The following is a 16,609-nucleotide window of genomic DNA, read 5'->3' on the forward strand; positions in this document are numbered from 1 at the left end:
TGGTTTAAATAGGATGCCTCAGGAAAAACAATTCGCCGACACAAACAGCATTGATTTAAATGTGATCACTCCAAAAATCATTGAGATTGCAAAACAAGCTGGAATCTACATTCGACAAGAGTTGGATCAATTGTTGGAATCCCATATCGAAACCAAAGAAGAAAACAGCTTGGTCAGCTACGTAGATCAGAATGCAGAAAAAATGATCACCCAAGGACTCTCGCTGCTGATTGAGGATGCTGGATTCATCACTGAAGAGGCTACCATCGATCAAAACCAAACGAAAACCTGGACCTGGGTCATTGATCCCTTGGACGGCACAACCAATTTTATCCACAAGATTCCGGTATTTGCGGTGAGCATTGGTTTGCTAAAAAACGGAATCCCTGTGGCAGGCGTCATCTATCACATCATGGCAGACGAATGCTTTTACGCCTGGCAGGGTGGCGGAGCCTGGCTCAACGGGAAAAGAATTTATGTAAGCACAACCACTGAAATGAAAGAGGCCGTTATAGCAACTGGATTTCCATACAAAAGGAACCATATTGAAGAACTGTTGCTTACCCTCAAAAAGATGATCCTCATCTGCAGGGGTGTCCGAAGACTTGGTTCTGCAGCCATCGATCTGGCTTTTACAGCCTGTGGTCGCTTTGATGCGTATTATGAGGGCGCTATCAACGCATGGGATATTTGCGCAGGAATCATCCTCGTCAGAGAGGCTGGAGGAATTGTCACCGGACTTTACGGAGAGGAAGAACCTTGTTTTAGCGGACACATCATAGCCGCCAATCCTACCATCCACCGCGAAATCAATACATTATTGATTGGATGATAAAAATCATTTTTTTTCTTCAAAAGATGATTTTAGTCATTTCTAAAAGTTTATTGTGTTTTTTATCAGTGTGTTATATATTGCCATTATTCCATCCAAACAAATGCATCCTAAAACAGCCTAACTTTGCCTGACTAAGCAAACTTTTATCCTGATATGAAAACTATTGTGATCGGCTGGTTTTCCTTTTTCTTTATTTTGATCCTATCTTGCAGGCATGAAGGATTCGATTCCCTTGACCAGGAGCTCTTACAAATCATTCGAAATCCGGAAAATTTTATTCTGCCCTCCTCCAAAGAATACGACAAAATTCCCCAATCTCCATTAAATCCGCTCACCGCTGAAAAAATAGCCCTCGGAAATTTGTTGTTTTTTGAACCCGCTTTTGCCAATGAAGCGAAACATCCAAGTCTGTTGCACACTTTTACATGCTCCTCCTGCCACGTCGTAGAATCCGGTTTCAGACCAGGTAGAATGCAGGGAATCGCCGATGGAGGTTACGGCTTTGGTCTAAAAGGCGAAAAACGGGTAAAACATCCAATTTATGTACCAGACAGCATCGATGCACAAGGTGCCCGACCTCTGGCTACCATCAATGTAGCTTTCGTGGAAAATACCATGTGGAACGGGTCTTTTGGTGCTGATCACAAAAATGTAGGTACAGAAGCAGTCTGGGGTAAAACAGATCCCGGCACCGCACGCAACCACGAAAGACTGGGTGCCCTTGAAGGACAGAACATCGAAGGACTCATTGTGCACCGTATGATGTTTAATAAAAAAATAGTAGAAGATGCCGGCTACAAAGAACTTTTCGATAAAGCATTTCCTGACTGGGATGATTCAACCCGATACAGCCGGAAGGCCGCCAGTTTTGCCATTTCGGCTTACCTGAGATCCATCACCACCGATCAGGCTCCTTTTCAGCGATGGCTCAAAGGTGATCGCTCTGCCATGTCTCCGGAAGAAAAGGAAGGTGCCAAATTATTTTTTGGCAAAGCCAATTGCGTGTCTTGTCATTTTGAAAAAAACCTGGGGTCTATGACTTTTGCTGCCCTTGGGGTGGATGATATCTTCGAGCACGGAGGTCTGAAAACATCCATCAACGATGCCAGAAACCGTGGTAGAGGCGGTTTTACCCTGAAAGATGAAGACCTCTTCAAATTCAGAACCCCCCAATTGTACAATTTAGGCGATGCCGGTCCCTATTTCCACGGGGGAAGCAAGGAGACTTTGAGGGATGTGGTCGAATACTTCAACAAAGGAATTCCTGAAAATCCACGGGTCCCCAAAGAAAAATTGCATCCTTTTCTCCATCCTCTGAATCTAAGTCCACAAGAGGTGGACCATTTAACCCGCTTTCTGACGAATGGATTAAGAGATCCCAATCTGTTGAGGTATAAACCGGAGAAGGTTTTGTCGGGTCTGTGTTTTCCCAACAACGATCCTCTTTCCAAATTTGACATGGGTTGCGATTAAAATTGCGTTTGGAGTCTAACCAACTTTAAAAATTGCTGTTGTATAGGGTGGTCAATGAGATCAAATCAAAGTTTCCAAATACAAGCACCAGACTACAGATCAAAATCCTTCCCGATGATTCAAAAAATAATTTCCAGGTTTAAAATACTTTTTATCTTGTTTTTGCTGGCAGGTTTTGTAGGCTGTTACTACGACAACGAAGAAGAATTGTATCCTCCTGATTCAGGCCCTGTCACCGATGTATCTTATGCCCAGCAGGTCGTTCCCATTCTTCAAAACAACTGTTTCGTCTGTCATTCCAAAACCGCAGCCTTGGGAAATGTCGTTTTGGAGGGATACAACGCCACCCTCTTTTATGTCAACAACGGAGAGCTGTTGGGGAGTATCAAACACGAACAAGGTTTTGTGGCGATGCCCAATGGAGCTGCAAAACTATCCGCCCATCTAATCCAGACCATCCAGGTCTGGATCGAAGAAGGTGCCAAAGACAATTGATATTAATACAGTAAATCATTAAAAACAAAACGATGATCAAGAAAATTCTGATGGCTGCCCTGGCTTTGATGTTTGTGGCTGGCGGAATCGCTTACTACCTTTACAACAAACCCGTATCAAAAACTGAATCCAAATCGACTGATCTGGTGATAACGGCGGAAAATTTATTTGCAGAATACAATGCAGACGAAACAGTGGCTGATCAAAAATATTTAAACAAAACGGTCGAGGTGACCGGCGCAATTATGGGGACTCTGCTACAAAAAAATGTCGTCACAGGAGTGCAATTAAGTTCCGGAGTGGCTGATGCCGGAATCATTTGCGAATTTGAAAATGAACCAGGTAAAACGTATTCCAGATTTCCGGTGGGTGATGTACTTACTTTAAAATGTGTGTGCACCGGAAAACTAATGGATGTGGTGCTTACACGGTGTGTCATCGTCCAAAAATAATACAAACTATGCATTGCTTTCGAAAATTCCTTTTCTTCCTCATTGGTAGTATGCATGTATGCTTGTGCAAATCTCAAACTGACGACGGATTACTGGCCCTGCTCGGTGACGAAGAAACCACAGAATATGCCCAGGCTATTTTTAAAACCAACCGAATTATCAATCTGCATTCGATCGAAAATACCCACGCAGGAGTTTTGGATTTTAAAATATTGCACAGATTTGGCTTCTTGAACACTGGCGTTTCTGAATTCTTTGGTCTGGATCAGGCGACCATGAGATTGGGATTCGACTACGGACTTAGCAAAAATATTCAAATTGGTATTGGTCGATCCAATTTTGAAAAAACGTATGATGGCTATATCAAATACCGATTTCTAAGACAATCTTCCGGCAAAAAACAGATGCCCCTATCTGCCAGTTTTGTTGCCGGCACAGCCATAAAAACCAATGCCTGGCCCGACCCAAACCGAGACAATCATTTTTCATCAAGACTTTATTACCATTTTCAATTGTTGTTGGCTAGAAAATTTTCCGAAGGATTTTCTGCGCAAATTACTCCATCTCTTGTGCACCGCAATTTGGTGGCAACCAAATCAATTAAGAATGACGTGTATTCCATTGCTGCAGCTGTGAGACAAAAACTAAGCAAGAGAATCGCCTTGAATGCAGAATTTATTTATGTTTTACCCGATCAAATTGATCCAAATTTTAATCATTCCTTCAGCATTGGTTTCGACATTGAAACTGGTGGACATGTTTTTCAGCTTCATTTCACCAATTCCACTTCGATGGTGGAAAAAGGATTTATCGCTGAGACGGTGGGAGATTGGACCAAAGGAGACATCCGGTTTGGATTTAACATCAGCAGGGTCTTTACCTTGGTGAAACCTAAAAAGATGACTTTGGAGCAATAAAAGGACTCAACCTTCGATTGTTATCCTTGTTATCTGTTGTCGCAGTAGAATAATAATCCTATACCGTCGTATATTTGACTTCTTCCTGAAAGACAAGCATGTCATCGTTTAAAATTAAAATTCTTGTTTTCCTTGGTTTCCTGTTGATCCTGGGAGTGTTTATCACTCAGGGTTTGTACATTTTTAAAAATTACAACAAGGAAGAAGCAGAATTTCACCGATCCGTCAGCATCGCCCTTCGCAATACAGCCAATGAAATTGCCAAATACAACGAAGTAAAATTACCGGATAAAGATCTGATCAAAAGAGATTCCTCTCATGTTTATGAAGTCAATGTCAATTCGCCCATTGATCAGACCATTCTGGTTTATTACTTAGAAACTGAGCTAGACAAACAAGGCATCAGCACCATTTTTGAATACGGCATCTATGATTGCAATACCAACGAATTGATCATCAGCGAATGTTGCATCAGCACCAAAGAAAATGAGGCCCCTTTGGCCAGCAAAAAAAAGAAGGTTAAAAAGGTAAAGAAAAAACAGACCTATTATTTTGTGGTCCGCTTTCCTGAAAAAGAAGCCTTGCTACTCAAGGAAATGAAGCCGCTTGTATTGTCTTCTGCCTTGGTTTTTATCGCGTGTCTGATTTTTACCTTGGCCATTTTTGTGATTTTGAGACAAAAGAGATATTCTGAACTCATGCGGGATTTTATCAACAATATGACCCACGAATTTAAGACCCCGATTTCTTCGATCAAAATTGCTTCAGATGTCATTTCGCACCATCCTTTAATAGAAGAAGACAAGAGATTGAGTCAATACGCCAAAATCATCAGAGATCAAAATCTGAGGCTCAATGACCAGGTAGAGAAAGTACTCCAAATTGCTAAAATGGAATCCTCCACCTTTCAACTAAAAAAAGAGCTGGTTGGGGTCAATGATTTAATTCGACAGATTAGTTCCCAATACGCTTTCCGCCTGGGTGATGAAGGAGGAAGTCTGGAGATTCATTTGGACGCTAAAAATGATAAAATCAAGGTGGATAAATTTCATTTTACCAATATTATTTCAAATTTGATGGATAATGCCGTCAAATATAGTAAGAAAATACCTGAAATCAGTATATTTACCCGAAATACGGATGCACAAACACTGGAAATCGAAATCAGGGACAAGGGAGTAGGGATACCTCCCGAGGATCAGGATAAGCTTTTCCAGAAGTTTTACAGAGTGTCCACGGGCGATGTCCACAATGTCAAAGGATTTGGCATTGGGCTGTACTATGTAAAAAGAATTTGCGAAGCTCATGGATTTGACCTTAATTTGCACAGTATTTATGGAGAAGGAACCAGCGTTTTTATAAACTGCAAAACAGACATTTAATGAAAAAAGCCAAATTGTTGTACGCTGAGGATGATGAAACCCTTAGCTTTATTACCAAAGATCACCTCGAGCTCCAAGGTTATGAGGTACATCACTGTGTCAATGGAGCCGACGCTTTTGAGACCTATAAGAAAGATAAGTTTGATCTGTGTATTTTTGATGTGATGCTGCCGGAAATGGATGGCTTTACACTCGCAGAAAACATTCGAAAGAGAGACCAACAAATCCCTATCTTGTTTCTTACCGCCAAATCTCTCAAAGAGGATCGAATCCATGGGTTAAAACTGGGGGGAGACGATTATCTGACAAAACCCTTCAGCATCGAGGAACTCATCCTTAAAATAGAAATATTCTTGCGAAGAAGCAGGGTTTTTGAAGCCCCATCCCAAGAACAGGAAATCATCATAGGGGCCTACCGGTATCTCCCACTCGAATACCAATTGATCAAAGAAAACAATGTAAGGGTTCTCACCCAGCGTGAAAGTGAATTGCTGGACTTCCTTGTCAAACACAAAAACAAGGTGATCAAGAGGTCTGTGATACTCGAAAACCTTTGGGGCGAAGATGATTATTTTATGGGACGAAGCCTTGATGTCTTTATTTCCAGACTTCGCAAATACCTCAGTGAAGATCCTGCTATTAAAATTGACAATATTCACGGAATAGGATTTAAATTTATTTGTCCTTAAAATGCATATTATCAGGCTTTTTGCCATTCTTCTGGGCCTTGTGACAGGGAAAGGGCAAGAAGCTTATTGCCAGCCGTCCAATCCTTTTGAGCTAAGGAATTCTAGCGATCAGCCAAGGATCCAGTCTGATTCGGTCTCATTGGATTCTGTATCATTCAATCCCTTCGAGCTTAGACCCTCTTTTGCGACATCAGATCAGCCGGTGGGATTAAGCAGCATTAGCGCCATCCTGAAAAGGGTGGGCGATACCCCGGCAAACCCCTCTGAAGTCAAAAATTTTCTTTTCTGGTTGTTGCTTTTTCTGACTTTCTTATTGGCCATCGCGCTCAATCTCAACCGCAGTTACGTCAACAAGCTTTACCAAAGCAATTTTAACCTGAATCTGGCCAGTGTGATGTTTCGGGAGAGCCGCGAGGATTCCCGATTGATCACATTTATCCTGTACGGCTTGTATTTTGCAGGCCTGAGTGTGTTTATCTTTTTGTCCTATAATTTACTCATAGGACCCATACATTATTATTTTTTGGTATATATAACATTTTTTATAACATCTATTTATGTAATAAGACACCTTAGCTTAAAATTGCTTGGATGGGTTTTTGGGATACAGAAAGAGACCGAAAGGTATTTATTCAACATTGTCAGTTTTGGATGTCTTTTTAGTTTACTGTTGATTCCTTTGGATTTTGTGCTCAGTTTTGCAAAAGAAGAATTTACAGAAAAGCTAATATTTTGGGTATTTGGCTTGTTTGTGTTGGCTTACCTTTTCAGACAGGCAAAAGAAGTATTGTTGGCGGCTAACTTATGGCGAAATTCTATTGTTCATTTTTTGTTGTACCTTTGCACCTTCGAAATCGCCCCCTTCTTGCTGTTGTATGAGATCATTCGTAGAACAAGCTGAAGGTCAGGCAACAAAATGCCGCCGTAAATGCCAAAACAAACGACGACCATTGCACATCAGGAAGACGCTCAGAGAATAAGGAAGGTCAATTCCATTCTTATTTCCCAACCAAAGCCGGAGAGATCCCCTTATTTCGACCTTGAAGAAAAATACAAAATTCAGGTGGATTGGAGAAGTTTCATTCAAGTGGATCCGCTTCCTGAAAAAGAATTTCGAAGACAGCGCATCAGACCGGAAGATTTCCCCTGTGTTATTTTTACCAGTAAAAATTCGGTGGACCACTATTTCAGGGTTTGTGAAATGATGCGGTCTAGAATTTCGGAATTGACCAAATACTTTTGTGGTACGGAGGCGATCGCCAATTATCTTCAAAAGTTTATCATCTATCGCAAAAGAAAGGTTTTCCACGGCACCAGAAACATTTCTGATTTGTCCAATTATTTCAACAAGCACAAGGATGCCGGCACTTTTCTATTGCCTTGCTCTGATACGGGCAAAAACGATGGGGCTGAATTTCTTAAAACCACCAAAATCAAATTTTACGAGAGCGTAATGTACCGTACGGTAAGTGCGGATTTATCAGATCTGAAGGACATTAAATACGATATTTTGGTTTTTTTCAGCCAGCTGGACATTAAATCCCTTTTTGACAATTTTCCGGATTTTGAACAGGGGCCGACCAGAATCGCTGCATTTGGCAACAGCACCGCAAAAGCGATCGAAGATGCAGGATTAATTTGTGACATCAAAGCACCCACCCCGGAAAATCCTTCTATGACCATGGCTCTTCAGGCGTATTTAAAGCAATCAAACAAGTAGCAGTCAGCGCTGTTTGAATGAAGTGTTGTCTCCAAAATTGATAGAAGACCTTGGCTACCGGCTGACAGAGCCTTTGCCCGGATACGAAGCCCATCAGGAAGTGGCACCGCTGCCCCATCTATTGAGAGAACCCATGCCTTCTGAGCACAACCAGGCTTCTGTGATGATCCTATTGATGGGATCGGGGAATCGGGGATTTTTTCCACTCATCAAAAGACAAAGTCACCCTTCAGATCCACATACGGATCAGATAGGTCTTCCAGGTGGTAAAAAAGAAATTTCGGATCCCAATCCCGCCTTTACAGCTCTTAGAGAAACCCAGGAAGAAATAGGCATTCCTTCTGATAAAATCTATTTGGTGGGTGCTTTATCACCCATTTATATCCCGGTCAGTAAATACCTGGTCAGTCCATTTATTGGCTGGTGCGAAGAAGAGCTGGAGTTCAAGCTACAGGAGAGCGAGGTGAAAGACATCTTTCGATGTCCTGTCACGCACATGGTTCAATCCGAATTATTCTCTCACCGCACCTTAAAGACCAGTTATTCTCCTGCTTTGAAGGTAGCCGGTTTTGAACTTGAAGGAACCTGGGTCTGGGGCGCAACAGCAATGATTTTGAGTGAATTCAGACAAGTGATGACTCAGGTCAGCAAATAGAAAGCAATCCATAATGGCACTTGCCCCAAGATCAATGCTTTTGTAATAGGTTTTGAAAAAAAATGTCGGATCTCACCCAAATTCGCGGGTTTGACCACCCTCAACGACAAAGCCGGGATGAATTCTTTTCAATTGGAAGGAATCAATGTATTAACCCAAACCCCTACAATTTACACCCGGATATAATTCCATTGGCCCAACAAAATTTTAAGTAGCTGAGGAGGGGTCGTTTTTATTTCTTAAATATGGATGGAAGATATTTATATATAATATTTTACAATATATAATTATATGGATTACAATTATTATAATTTACATGCCAATCTCCTGAACCCTTCTCATCCATCTCTTGAAATTAAATATGGAAGACTGACCATTTTCAAAACAAAAAAATTTGCAATTCGAAATGAAACCATACATTTGCCCATAAATAGATTTTATGGATAAACAATTGATGATTTTCCGTTTTCCAAAAATCTCCCTTTTTGTCCTACTTTTTGGTGGTTTTATTTCTTTCGGTCCTCTGGACCTATTGGCTCAAAGTTCCTATTCTATCGTTGAGCACAAAATTCAACTGTTTGGTACCTCCAATGTACACGATTGGATTTTGAATGTCGAAAGCACAAAAGGCAGTGGTAATTTCCATATAGAATCCAATCAACTTAAAAAAATCAACCACTTCAAGTTTGAAATACCGGTGTTGAAAATCAAAAGTGAGAGAAAGAGCAAAACCATGGATGAAAAAGTGTACAGTGCCCTCAAGAGCCAAAGTGCGCCATTGATCCAATTCGAATTGAAAGAGATCAAAAATATGATTCCTTCCAATCAAGATCAAATCCTCACTGCAACCGGCATGTTGACCATTGCGGGTGTCAGCAGGACGGAAGATCTGGTCATATTAACCCAAAATAATTCCAACGGACAGATTACTTTCTCGGGTAAGAAAAAGGTATACATGAGAGATTATCAGATTGAGCCACCCAAAGCACTTTTAAATGCACTTACCACTGGAAATGAAGTGGTGGTGGATTTTAAAATCGTCATGAGTAAATCAAATTAATCTTCAAACAAAAAATTTCTACTTTATGAAAAAAATGAAAATCCTTGCGTCTACAGGACTATGCCTTTTATTGGCAGGAACCGTTCATTCACAGAATTCCGACCTTCAATACTTCAGGTCATGGAACAAAAATGGCATCAATGTTTTTGAACCTTCTAAAACAGATGAACAACCAGAATTTACCGGTTTGAAATTGAGAATTGGAGCTGGCTTTAGTCAGGAATTGCAAAGTTTAACCCACTCCAACACGCCGGTATATGTTCCGGAAAGTCAAACCAATCCAATCAACAAAAACCTGTTGTATGGAACCTCGGCAACCGATTCCACAGAAGCGACTTTGAGGGGCTTTAATACCGCCATGGCTAATTTATACATTGACGCCCAATTGGCTGATGGTATAAGGGTCAGTGTTGAATCCTATATGTCTTCCAGACACCACAATGAATTTTGGGTGAAAGGCGGTTATATACAGTTGGACAAATTGCCGATGTTTGGTAATCCTGAATGGTTTAGCAAATATCTTCGTTTGAAATTAGGACATTTCCAACCCAATTTTGGCGACATGCAGTTCAGAAGAACCGATGGTGGAAACTCCATGTTCAATCCATTTGTAGAGAATTATATTTTGGATGCATTCACCACTGAAATCGGTGGAGAGCTTTATGCTTTTCCAATGAAAGGCCTTATGTTGATGGCTGGTATGACAGGAGGTACCCTTCATGGTAATATTGACAATTCCCAGGCCAAACCAGCTCCTTTTACCTTTGATAAGACAGAGACCAAACCCGCATTTCTCGGTAAAATTGCCTACGACAATACGACGAACGATTTTAGATATCGACTTTCATTATCAGCCTATCACAATGCCGGAAGCCCCAATCAAACTCTGTATTATGGTGACAGAGCAGGTTCCCATTATTTTATGGTGATGGAACAAAACCGTTCTACCATTCGTGTAGATGGCATTGATGTAGGAATTGGCCAAAGTACTTACAGAAACAACAAAGATTCCGGAAGATATCTCCCGGTTTTTAATAGCAAAGTCAGCACATTTATGGCCAATGCTTTTCTTAAATACAAAGGTATTGAAGGATTTTTTACTTACGAATCTGCCAGCGGTAGAAGTTGGTTTGAGCCGGGTGATGCAAATCGCAATTGGAGCCAAATTGGAGCTGAACTGGTCTACAGATTTTTGGCCAATGAGCAGTGTTTTGTGGGAGGCAGATATGTATCTGCAAGTGGAAGACCAATTTTTGGTCAATCAGATGTAAGCATTGACAGGATAGCTGTTTCTGCAGGATGGTTCCCATTGGATTATCTAATGATTAAAGCAGAATATGTAACTCAAACTTACAATGATTTTTCAGCTTTTAACCATGAAAACAATGGTAAATTTAGCGGCTTCGTCTTACAGGCTGCTGTCGGATTTTAATTACATTCTTGTGTTGGTATGATATGGACCCTTGTGATTTTGTTGGGTATTTTGAATTCCAACAAAGATTTAGGTGTCTCTTCTAAAAATAACAATTTGCTTTCCGGCTGGATTCACATTCTGCCGGAAAGTAAATTGTCTTTAAGGGGAAAAACGAATCTCAATCAGTACACTTGTCATTGTCAGCCGACCAAATCCACTTTCGAATTTTCCATAGAACAAAAAGAAAACACCTGCATTTTTAAGACGACCCAATTTGCCATCAATACCACGAATTTGGATTGTAAAAACAGATTGTACAATTTCAACATTAAGAAAAGTCTGGAATCCAATAAATATCCAAACATTTACATTCACCTATTGGGTATAAAAGAAACAGGAACACCAAAATATATTTTTCCTTACACCTGGCATCAAATTGAAATTAGTACTTTGGTGATCATACGGGAAAAAGCCCTCATACAAAATGTGCCAGCGTTTGCCTTTAAAATATCAGACAAAAAATACCGTTTGCAGGGAAATCATTTGATGAGCATGAAAGAATATCAGATTTATCCGTCTGACCTCATGTTTGGAATGGTGAAAGTAGATGATGGTGTTGCGTTTCATTTTGACTTTTTGCTGGAGATTAGGTGACCTGTAAAAGAGTATTACTTTCAGAAACCACAATATTTTCCTATACTTTTTATTTTATTCTATAAATCAAACCTGATGAAAAAAAAATATTATAATAACTAAATGAAAATAATTTTTCTAAATTTACTCTTTGCATTGCCATTGGTTGAATTCCCAATTGAAACTGAATTCCAAGAGATAAATCCAAATCAGTACTAAGTCTTCTACTAAAATTTACACTCGAAAACAAGTTGGTCCATTTAAATTTGTTAATTTCAACTGGAGAATTTATAGACGAAAATGGTTTGATCTTATTATCGGTATCGATGGTGTATCCACTTAGTTGCCCACCCATTAAAAATGAAGTACCTAGATCAATGGAAATCCCTGTGCTATTTTTTGATACAAAATATCCAAACTTAATTGGAATTAAAAAATAAGTGTATTTGTTGAACACATTAAAATTCTCTGTCGAATGAATTGTTTTTTCGATTGTGCCTCCATAGTAATAATCAATTCCATTAATATTTTGAACTCTTGCTGAATCACTATAAATGTTAACTCTGCTTGTCGATACATTAGAACCTTTCAAATTAGAAATAAATCTTTGAATTTCAATTCCACTAGTCATAAAGAAATTTGATTTAAAAATTCTGGAAACGGCAACTCCATGTGCGGTTGAATAAAGATATTTCTCTTGACCATGCCTAAGTGCTTGCCAATTTATAGCAGGGTCAAACTGATCATTTCTCCAACCGACCCCACACGCATTTATAAATTGTATGCATAACGCTTTTTTAAACCCATGATTATTGGTAACTGAATGATCAATTTGCTTGCCGAAAGTATCAGAATTGAGAGTGTCCACAAGGGGTAACAAGGATTCTGAATTCTCCAAACTTTCAACATTCAGTGCGTTTATAATTTCCGAATCAAGCTTGTTGAATTCTAATTGTTCTAAATTGAATGAATCGCTCTCCTTTACAACCTTTAAATGATTGATTCCAATTCCTTCTTCTAAATTTGATTTTTGTACTTGTTCTTGCAATAAAAAATCAATGTTCCGCCTATTTGTGAATTTTTCTCCAATCTCACTTTCAAATCCCATTTGTTCTAAATTCTTAAGATTGTTGAAAACAATATTTTTTCCAAAAATATTTTGAGGTACATTTTCTTTTCTAAGGCTAATACTTTCTCCTTCTCCACTCATTTGAGAAAATTGTTCTTCACTTTGCGCATAATTCAATGGATGAATTATCGCCCTTTCTTTATCTAACTTGCTTACGAAGAAAATTGAACTAAGTAGAATGGTAAAAATAGATAAATAAAAAAAAATAAAAAATCTTCTTCTCCTTTTCTTTTTGTCTAAAGCTAAAGAAATATTTTTCCATACTTCTTGGTCATCCCAATTATACTCAAATTTATCTTGTTCATTTAGTTGTCTTTCCGAACTCATAATTTGTTCATTTAATTATTTATTAAATTGACACCATTCTTTTTCAAATGCTTTTCGCGCTCTGCAGATATTACTCCTTACGCTGGATTCCCGTATGTTTAATAATTTGGATAATTCAGAATAACTCAACTCATCAAAAAAATGTAAATTCAATAATACAGCGTGTTTTTCACTTAATTTGTTGATTACCTTTTTGACCTCCTCAATTTTAAAATGTGACCAATTGAACTGTATTGTTTCCAATTCTTCTAAACTCGTCTCTTCAAAATAAAAATTGCGCTTTTTCTTTTTAAGAAGTTGAAAATATTCATTTATCAAAATTCTATTGGACCAGGCTTCAAAATCACCCAGAGAGCTATTATACAAATGTATATTTTCAAAAATTTTTAAATATGTAGATTGAATAATATCTTTGGCATCAACACTATTTTTACAGTATCTGGAGAGCGTTTTTTTCAATCTTTCAATTGTCAAAAAATACAATTGCTTCTGAGAATCACGGTGACCCTTCTTGCATTTATCAATAATATCAGATATACCTGTATTCAAGCAGATCTACTTGTTGTATATGTTGAAATAAATCTCCAAGGGCAATATACCCTGGTTAATGGTTGCAACACTACCGATAATGTTTCCTTCTACATATCTCCCATTAATTCCTGTTATAGTTAGAATTACATCTTCCGGCTTGGTGATAAACGTTATTTCAAACACCACCCAACTATTAAAATTTGGATCTTTTGAACTCTTCCAAAGTTGTAAGTTATTAATAGCCTGCTCCCCCAATTTAAAATTTTCAACAGCAAAGTAAATCGTCTCCTTATAATCTCCAATTAAAGTGTCAAATCCAGTGGTTAGATGATCCAAGCCAGAATATGGATTATCTCCTCCAGATCTAAGATATCTGATTGGATCATTGCCCAGTTTATAATAAAGTTCATCGGGATAATCAATTAAATCATAACAAAGCTTAACATCCAAAATTCCATTGGCACTGTTTAATTCGAATTTCCTCAATTCACCTTCATAATCTAGGGTGCGTATTCGAATATAAAATCCATAATTCAAATTGGGTTTGCGGCAGCCTTCCAGATAAAACTCAAACTCTCCATTTGGACCAAAATTAAAATTAGAATCAGTAAAAACAAAATGTGGGAAAAGCCCACCGTTTGTATCATTCCCCATCCTAATTCCAATAGCTCCATATAAAATACCTTTTTGAACTGGAGTTCCATCGCAAAATTGAGCTTTACCTTTAAATGTAATCATTATAAGGTCAATTTCAATATCATTTCTGAGAGGCACTTCATGATCGTTATCAAATTGACCCAAAAAATTATACCTCCATCTATCCAACTCATTTGGTACAATATTTTGAAATTCTATGATGCATTGCTCAAATATATCATTGGAAAATCTCTGGTAATATGAATTTAGATAAATATCCCGATCTTTAGGTACCAACAATTCAAAATAACCGTTTTCATCAGAATAGTCATGAACAGGTCCTTTCCCCCACAATAGGCTTGTAAACACTCGAAATTCCCAAAGTGCTGTAAACTTGACTCCCCGGACTGGAGTTCCATTGCTTAGTTTCGCGTATCCCCACAATTTAACATACCCAGTGTCAGATGGATTCTGCCAGATGACCGGTTCTTCTTTGACATCGGGTGTTTCTGCATTACCCATCAGAAGATTCGCAGTAATTTTTTCTCTTTTTGCCTCAGAAAATCGTCTATATTTTAAATCATATTCTTCTTTGTTAAATTCAAGCGTAACTGCTTGTTCCGGATCCAATGGAATGCTCTTAGTACTATAATACCCAAATTGGTTTGTCCAAACCGACCCGGCTTTCCGATTGTTTTGAAAAGCTGTTATTAGCACATTGGGGAGAAGGACCCCGTCTATGTTTTTGATAGTTCCTTCAATATTTACAGCTCCAATCTTTTTTGGAGAAGGATCTTCTTCATGAATATCAATTGAGATCTTATCCTTGTGGCAAGAAAAGAGGACTAGAGCTATTATCAGAAATAGATTTAAAGATTTCATGGCTTAATTTTTTTTCTGGTAGAATTGCTTTTTGTTGGAGTTGATTCTTATCTAAATATTCTCGAACCTATAAAATGCTCCAAAAAATAATAATAAATTTAAAGATTGACCAAATTGGTCTATCCAGGCTGCATCCTTTGGGAGTCTAATCTGCCAATTACACTATAATATTTGGAAATAAACTAAATAATAAATAAAAATCCTTTTATCTGTTAATAGCCAAGGCTTACGAATAAAAGAATAAAATGCCTCAATGTTGCAAATGGTCCACAAGCCGGATTTTCCTACGCTTTGATGTAGCACCAGGAAAAACAGTTTAGATACGGAGGTAAAAAAATTAAAAAGCCTTGCGCTGAAAAGGGCCAGGGCATATGAATTGTATAAAAATGACAACAGCCTTGCAATTCCCCCAAACAAGATTTTATCACGGCTTGGCGTGAATCCAGGAAGAATCAATAAATTAAATGGAATTATAAAATAAAAAAAGCCTTGCGCCGAAAAGGGCCAAGGCTTATGAATAGTAAAAAAAAACGGCAACGACCTACTCTCCCGGAAAAACCAGTACCATCGGCGCAGCAGGGCTTAACTTCTCTGTTCGGAATGGGAAGAGGTGGAACCCCTGCGCTAAAGTCACCTAAAACTTTTATCACGCGGTGTGATTAATTTTTAAAAAGGTTGGTTGAGAAAATGTGTCTGGAGTATGAAAAAAAAGGAAGCTTAGGGGTAATTAGTACTACTCAGCTGAACGCATTACTGCGCTTACACCTGTAGCCTATCAACGTAGTCGTCTTCTACGACCCCATGTAACACTCATCTTAAGGATAGCTTCGCGCTTAGATGCTTTCAGCGCTTATCTAGTCCGTACATAGCTACTCTGCGCTGCACCTGGCGGCACAACAGATACACTAGCGGTACGTCCGACTCGGTCCTCTCGTACTAGAGTCAGCTCCCTTCAATGTTACAACGCCCACCACAGATAGAGACCGAACTGTCTTGCGACGTTCTGAACCCAGTTCACGTGCCACTTTAATCGGCGAACAGCCGAACCCTTGGGACCTTCTCCAGCCCCAGGATGTGACGAACCGACATCGAGGTGCCAAACCTCCCCGTCGATATGAGCTCTTGGGGGAGATCAGCCTGTTATCCCCGGCGTACCTTTTATCCTTTGAGCGATGGCCCTTCCATGCGGAACCACCGGATCACTTTAGCCGACTTTCGTCCCTGATCGATCCGTCGATCTCTCAGTCAAGCACACTTATACTAATACGCTCTGCGCATGATTACCAACCATGCTGAGTGTACCTTTGCAAGCCTCCGTTACTCTTTAGGAGGCGACCACCCCAGTCAAACTACCCACCACACACTGTCTCCCGCATTGC

The 16,609-nt window shown here is 39.2% G+C and carries 16 protein-coding genes and 2 rRNA genes (1 of these 18 cut by a window edge); 13 read left to right on the top strand and 5 right to left on the bottom strand.

From position 1 onward, the window contains the following. Positions 1–13 precede the first annotated feature (13 nt). The 13 genes from IPM48_03460 to IPM48_03520 all read left to right on the top strand — a co-directional run bounded on the left by IPM48_03460 (position 14) and on the right by IPM48_03520 (position 11,746). On the top strand, positions 14–832 hold the full coding sequence (locus IPM48_03460; protein ID MBK9270632.1) for an inositol monophosphatase: 819 nt from the start codon (positions 14–16) through the stop codon (positions 830–832). Between the two features lie 156 nt (positions 833–988). Beyond that, positions 989–2,308 (top strand): hypothetical protein, encoded by a 1,320-nt coding sequence (locus IPM48_03465; protein MBK9270633.1) that lies wholly within the window; start codon positions 989–991, stop codon positions 2,306–2,308. A 114-nt stretch (positions 2,309–2,422) separates the two neighbouring features. Further along, positions 2,423–2,803 (top strand): hypothetical protein, encoded by a 381-nt coding sequence (locus tag IPM48_03470; GenBank protein ID MBK9270634.1) that lies wholly within the window; start codon positions 2,423–2,425, stop codon positions 2,801–2,803. 32 nt (positions 2,804–2,835) lie between these two features. Next, positions 2,836–3,255: a hypothetical protein gene (locus IPM48_03475; GenBank protein MBK9270635.1), complete on the top strand. Its 420-nt coding sequence runs from the start codon at positions 2,836–2,838 to the stop codon at positions 3,253–3,255. Between the two features lie 50 nt (positions 3,256–3,305). After that, complete coding sequence (locus tag IPM48_03480) at positions 3,306–4,172, top strand: hypothetical protein (protein ID MBK9270636.1); 867 nt, start codon at positions 3,306–3,308, stop codon at positions 4,170–4,172. 98 nt (positions 4,173–4,270) lie between these two features. Beyond that, on the top strand, positions 4,271–5,554 hold the full coding sequence (locus IPM48_03485; GenBank protein MBK9270637.1) for a HAMP domain-containing histidine kinase: 1,284 nt from the start codon (positions 4,271–4,273) through the stop codon (positions 5,552–5,554). Further along, the gene (locus tag IPM48_03490) at positions 5,554–6,243 is read left to right on the top strand and encodes a response regulator transcription factor (protein MBK9270638.1); all 690 of its coding nucleotides are present in this window, start codon (positions 5,554–5,556) and stop codon (positions 6,241–6,243) included. Before IPM48_03485 ends, IPM48_03490 begins: the two co-directional genes overlap by 1 nt. A 1-nt stretch (position 6,244) precedes the next feature. After that, a complete protein-coding gene (locus IPM48_03495) occupies positions 6,245–7,144 on the top strand; it encodes a DUF4271 domain-containing protein (protein ID MBK9270639.1) in 900 nt (299 codons plus the stop codon). Between the two features lie 27 nt (positions 7,145–7,171). Continuing rightward, positions 7,172–7,963 carry a uroporphyrinogen-III synthase gene (locus IPM48_03500; protein MBK9270640.1) on the top strand — a complete coding sequence of 264 codons (792 nt, stop codon included), beginning with the start codon at positions 7,172–7,174 and terminating at the stop codon, positions 7,961–7,963. A gap of 37 nt (positions 7,964–8,000) precedes the next feature. Continuing rightward, the gene (locus IPM48_03505) at positions 8,001–8,618 is read left to right on the top strand and encodes a CoA pyrophosphatase (GenBank protein ID MBK9270641.1); all 618 of its coding nucleotides are present in this window, start codon (positions 8,001–8,003) and stop codon (positions 8,616–8,618) included. 439 nt (positions 8,619–9,057) lie between these two features. After that, positions 9,058–9,678, top strand: coding sequence for a YceI family protein (locus IPM48_03510; GenBank protein ID MBK9270642.1), 621 nt, complete (start codon positions 9,058–9,060; stop codon positions 9,676–9,678). A 25-nt stretch (positions 9,679–9,703) separates the two neighbouring features. Then, positions 9,704–11,110, top strand: a complete 1,407-nt coding sequence (locus IPM48_03515; protein ID MBK9270643.1) for a hypothetical protein — start codon at positions 9,704–9,706, stop codon at positions 11,108–11,110. A gap of 18 nt (positions 11,111–11,128) precedes the next feature. After that, positions 11,129–11,746: a hypothetical protein gene (locus IPM48_03520; GenBank protein ID MBK9270644.1), complete on the top strand. Its 618-nt coding sequence runs from the start codon at positions 11,129–11,131 to the stop codon at positions 11,744–11,746. A 49-nt stretch (positions 11,747–11,795) separates the two neighbouring features. On the opposite strand, the gene IPM48_03525 is transcribed toward IPM48_03520, so the two are convergent. The 5 genes from IPM48_03525 to IPM48_03545 all read right to left on the bottom strand — a co-directional run. After that, positions 11,796–13,181 (bottom strand): hypothetical protein, encoded by a 1,386-nt coding sequence (locus IPM48_03525; protein ID MBK9270645.1) that lies wholly within the window; start codon positions 13,179–13,181, stop codon positions 11,796–11,798. A 15-nt stretch (positions 13,182–13,196) separates the two neighbouring features. Beyond that, positions 13,197–13,640, bottom strand: a complete 444-nt coding sequence (locus IPM48_03530; GenBank protein MBK9270646.1) for a sigma-70 family RNA polymerase sigma factor — start codon at positions 13,638–13,640, stop codon at positions 13,197–13,199. Positions 13,641–13,736: 96 nt separating this feature from the next. Beyond that, positions 13,737–15,230, bottom strand: a complete 1,494-nt coding sequence (locus tag IPM48_03535) for a hypothetical protein (protein ID MBK9270647.1) — start codon at positions 15,228–15,230, stop codon at positions 13,737–13,739. 528 nt (positions 15,231–15,758) lie between these two features. Then, a 5S ribosomal RNA gene (gene rrf, locus IPM48_03540) occupies positions 15,759–15,868 on the bottom strand. 69 nt (positions 15,869–15,937) lie between these two features. Next, positions 15,938–16,609: ribosomal RNA gene (locus IPM48_03545) — 23S ribosomal RNA — on the bottom strand; it runs 2,219 nt beyond the window's last position.

It is taken from the genome of Saprospiraceae bacterium (assembly GCA_016715965.1).
Classification (GTDB): domain Bacteria; phylum Bacteroidota; class Bacteroidia; order Chitinophagales; family Saprospiraceae; genus Vicinibacter.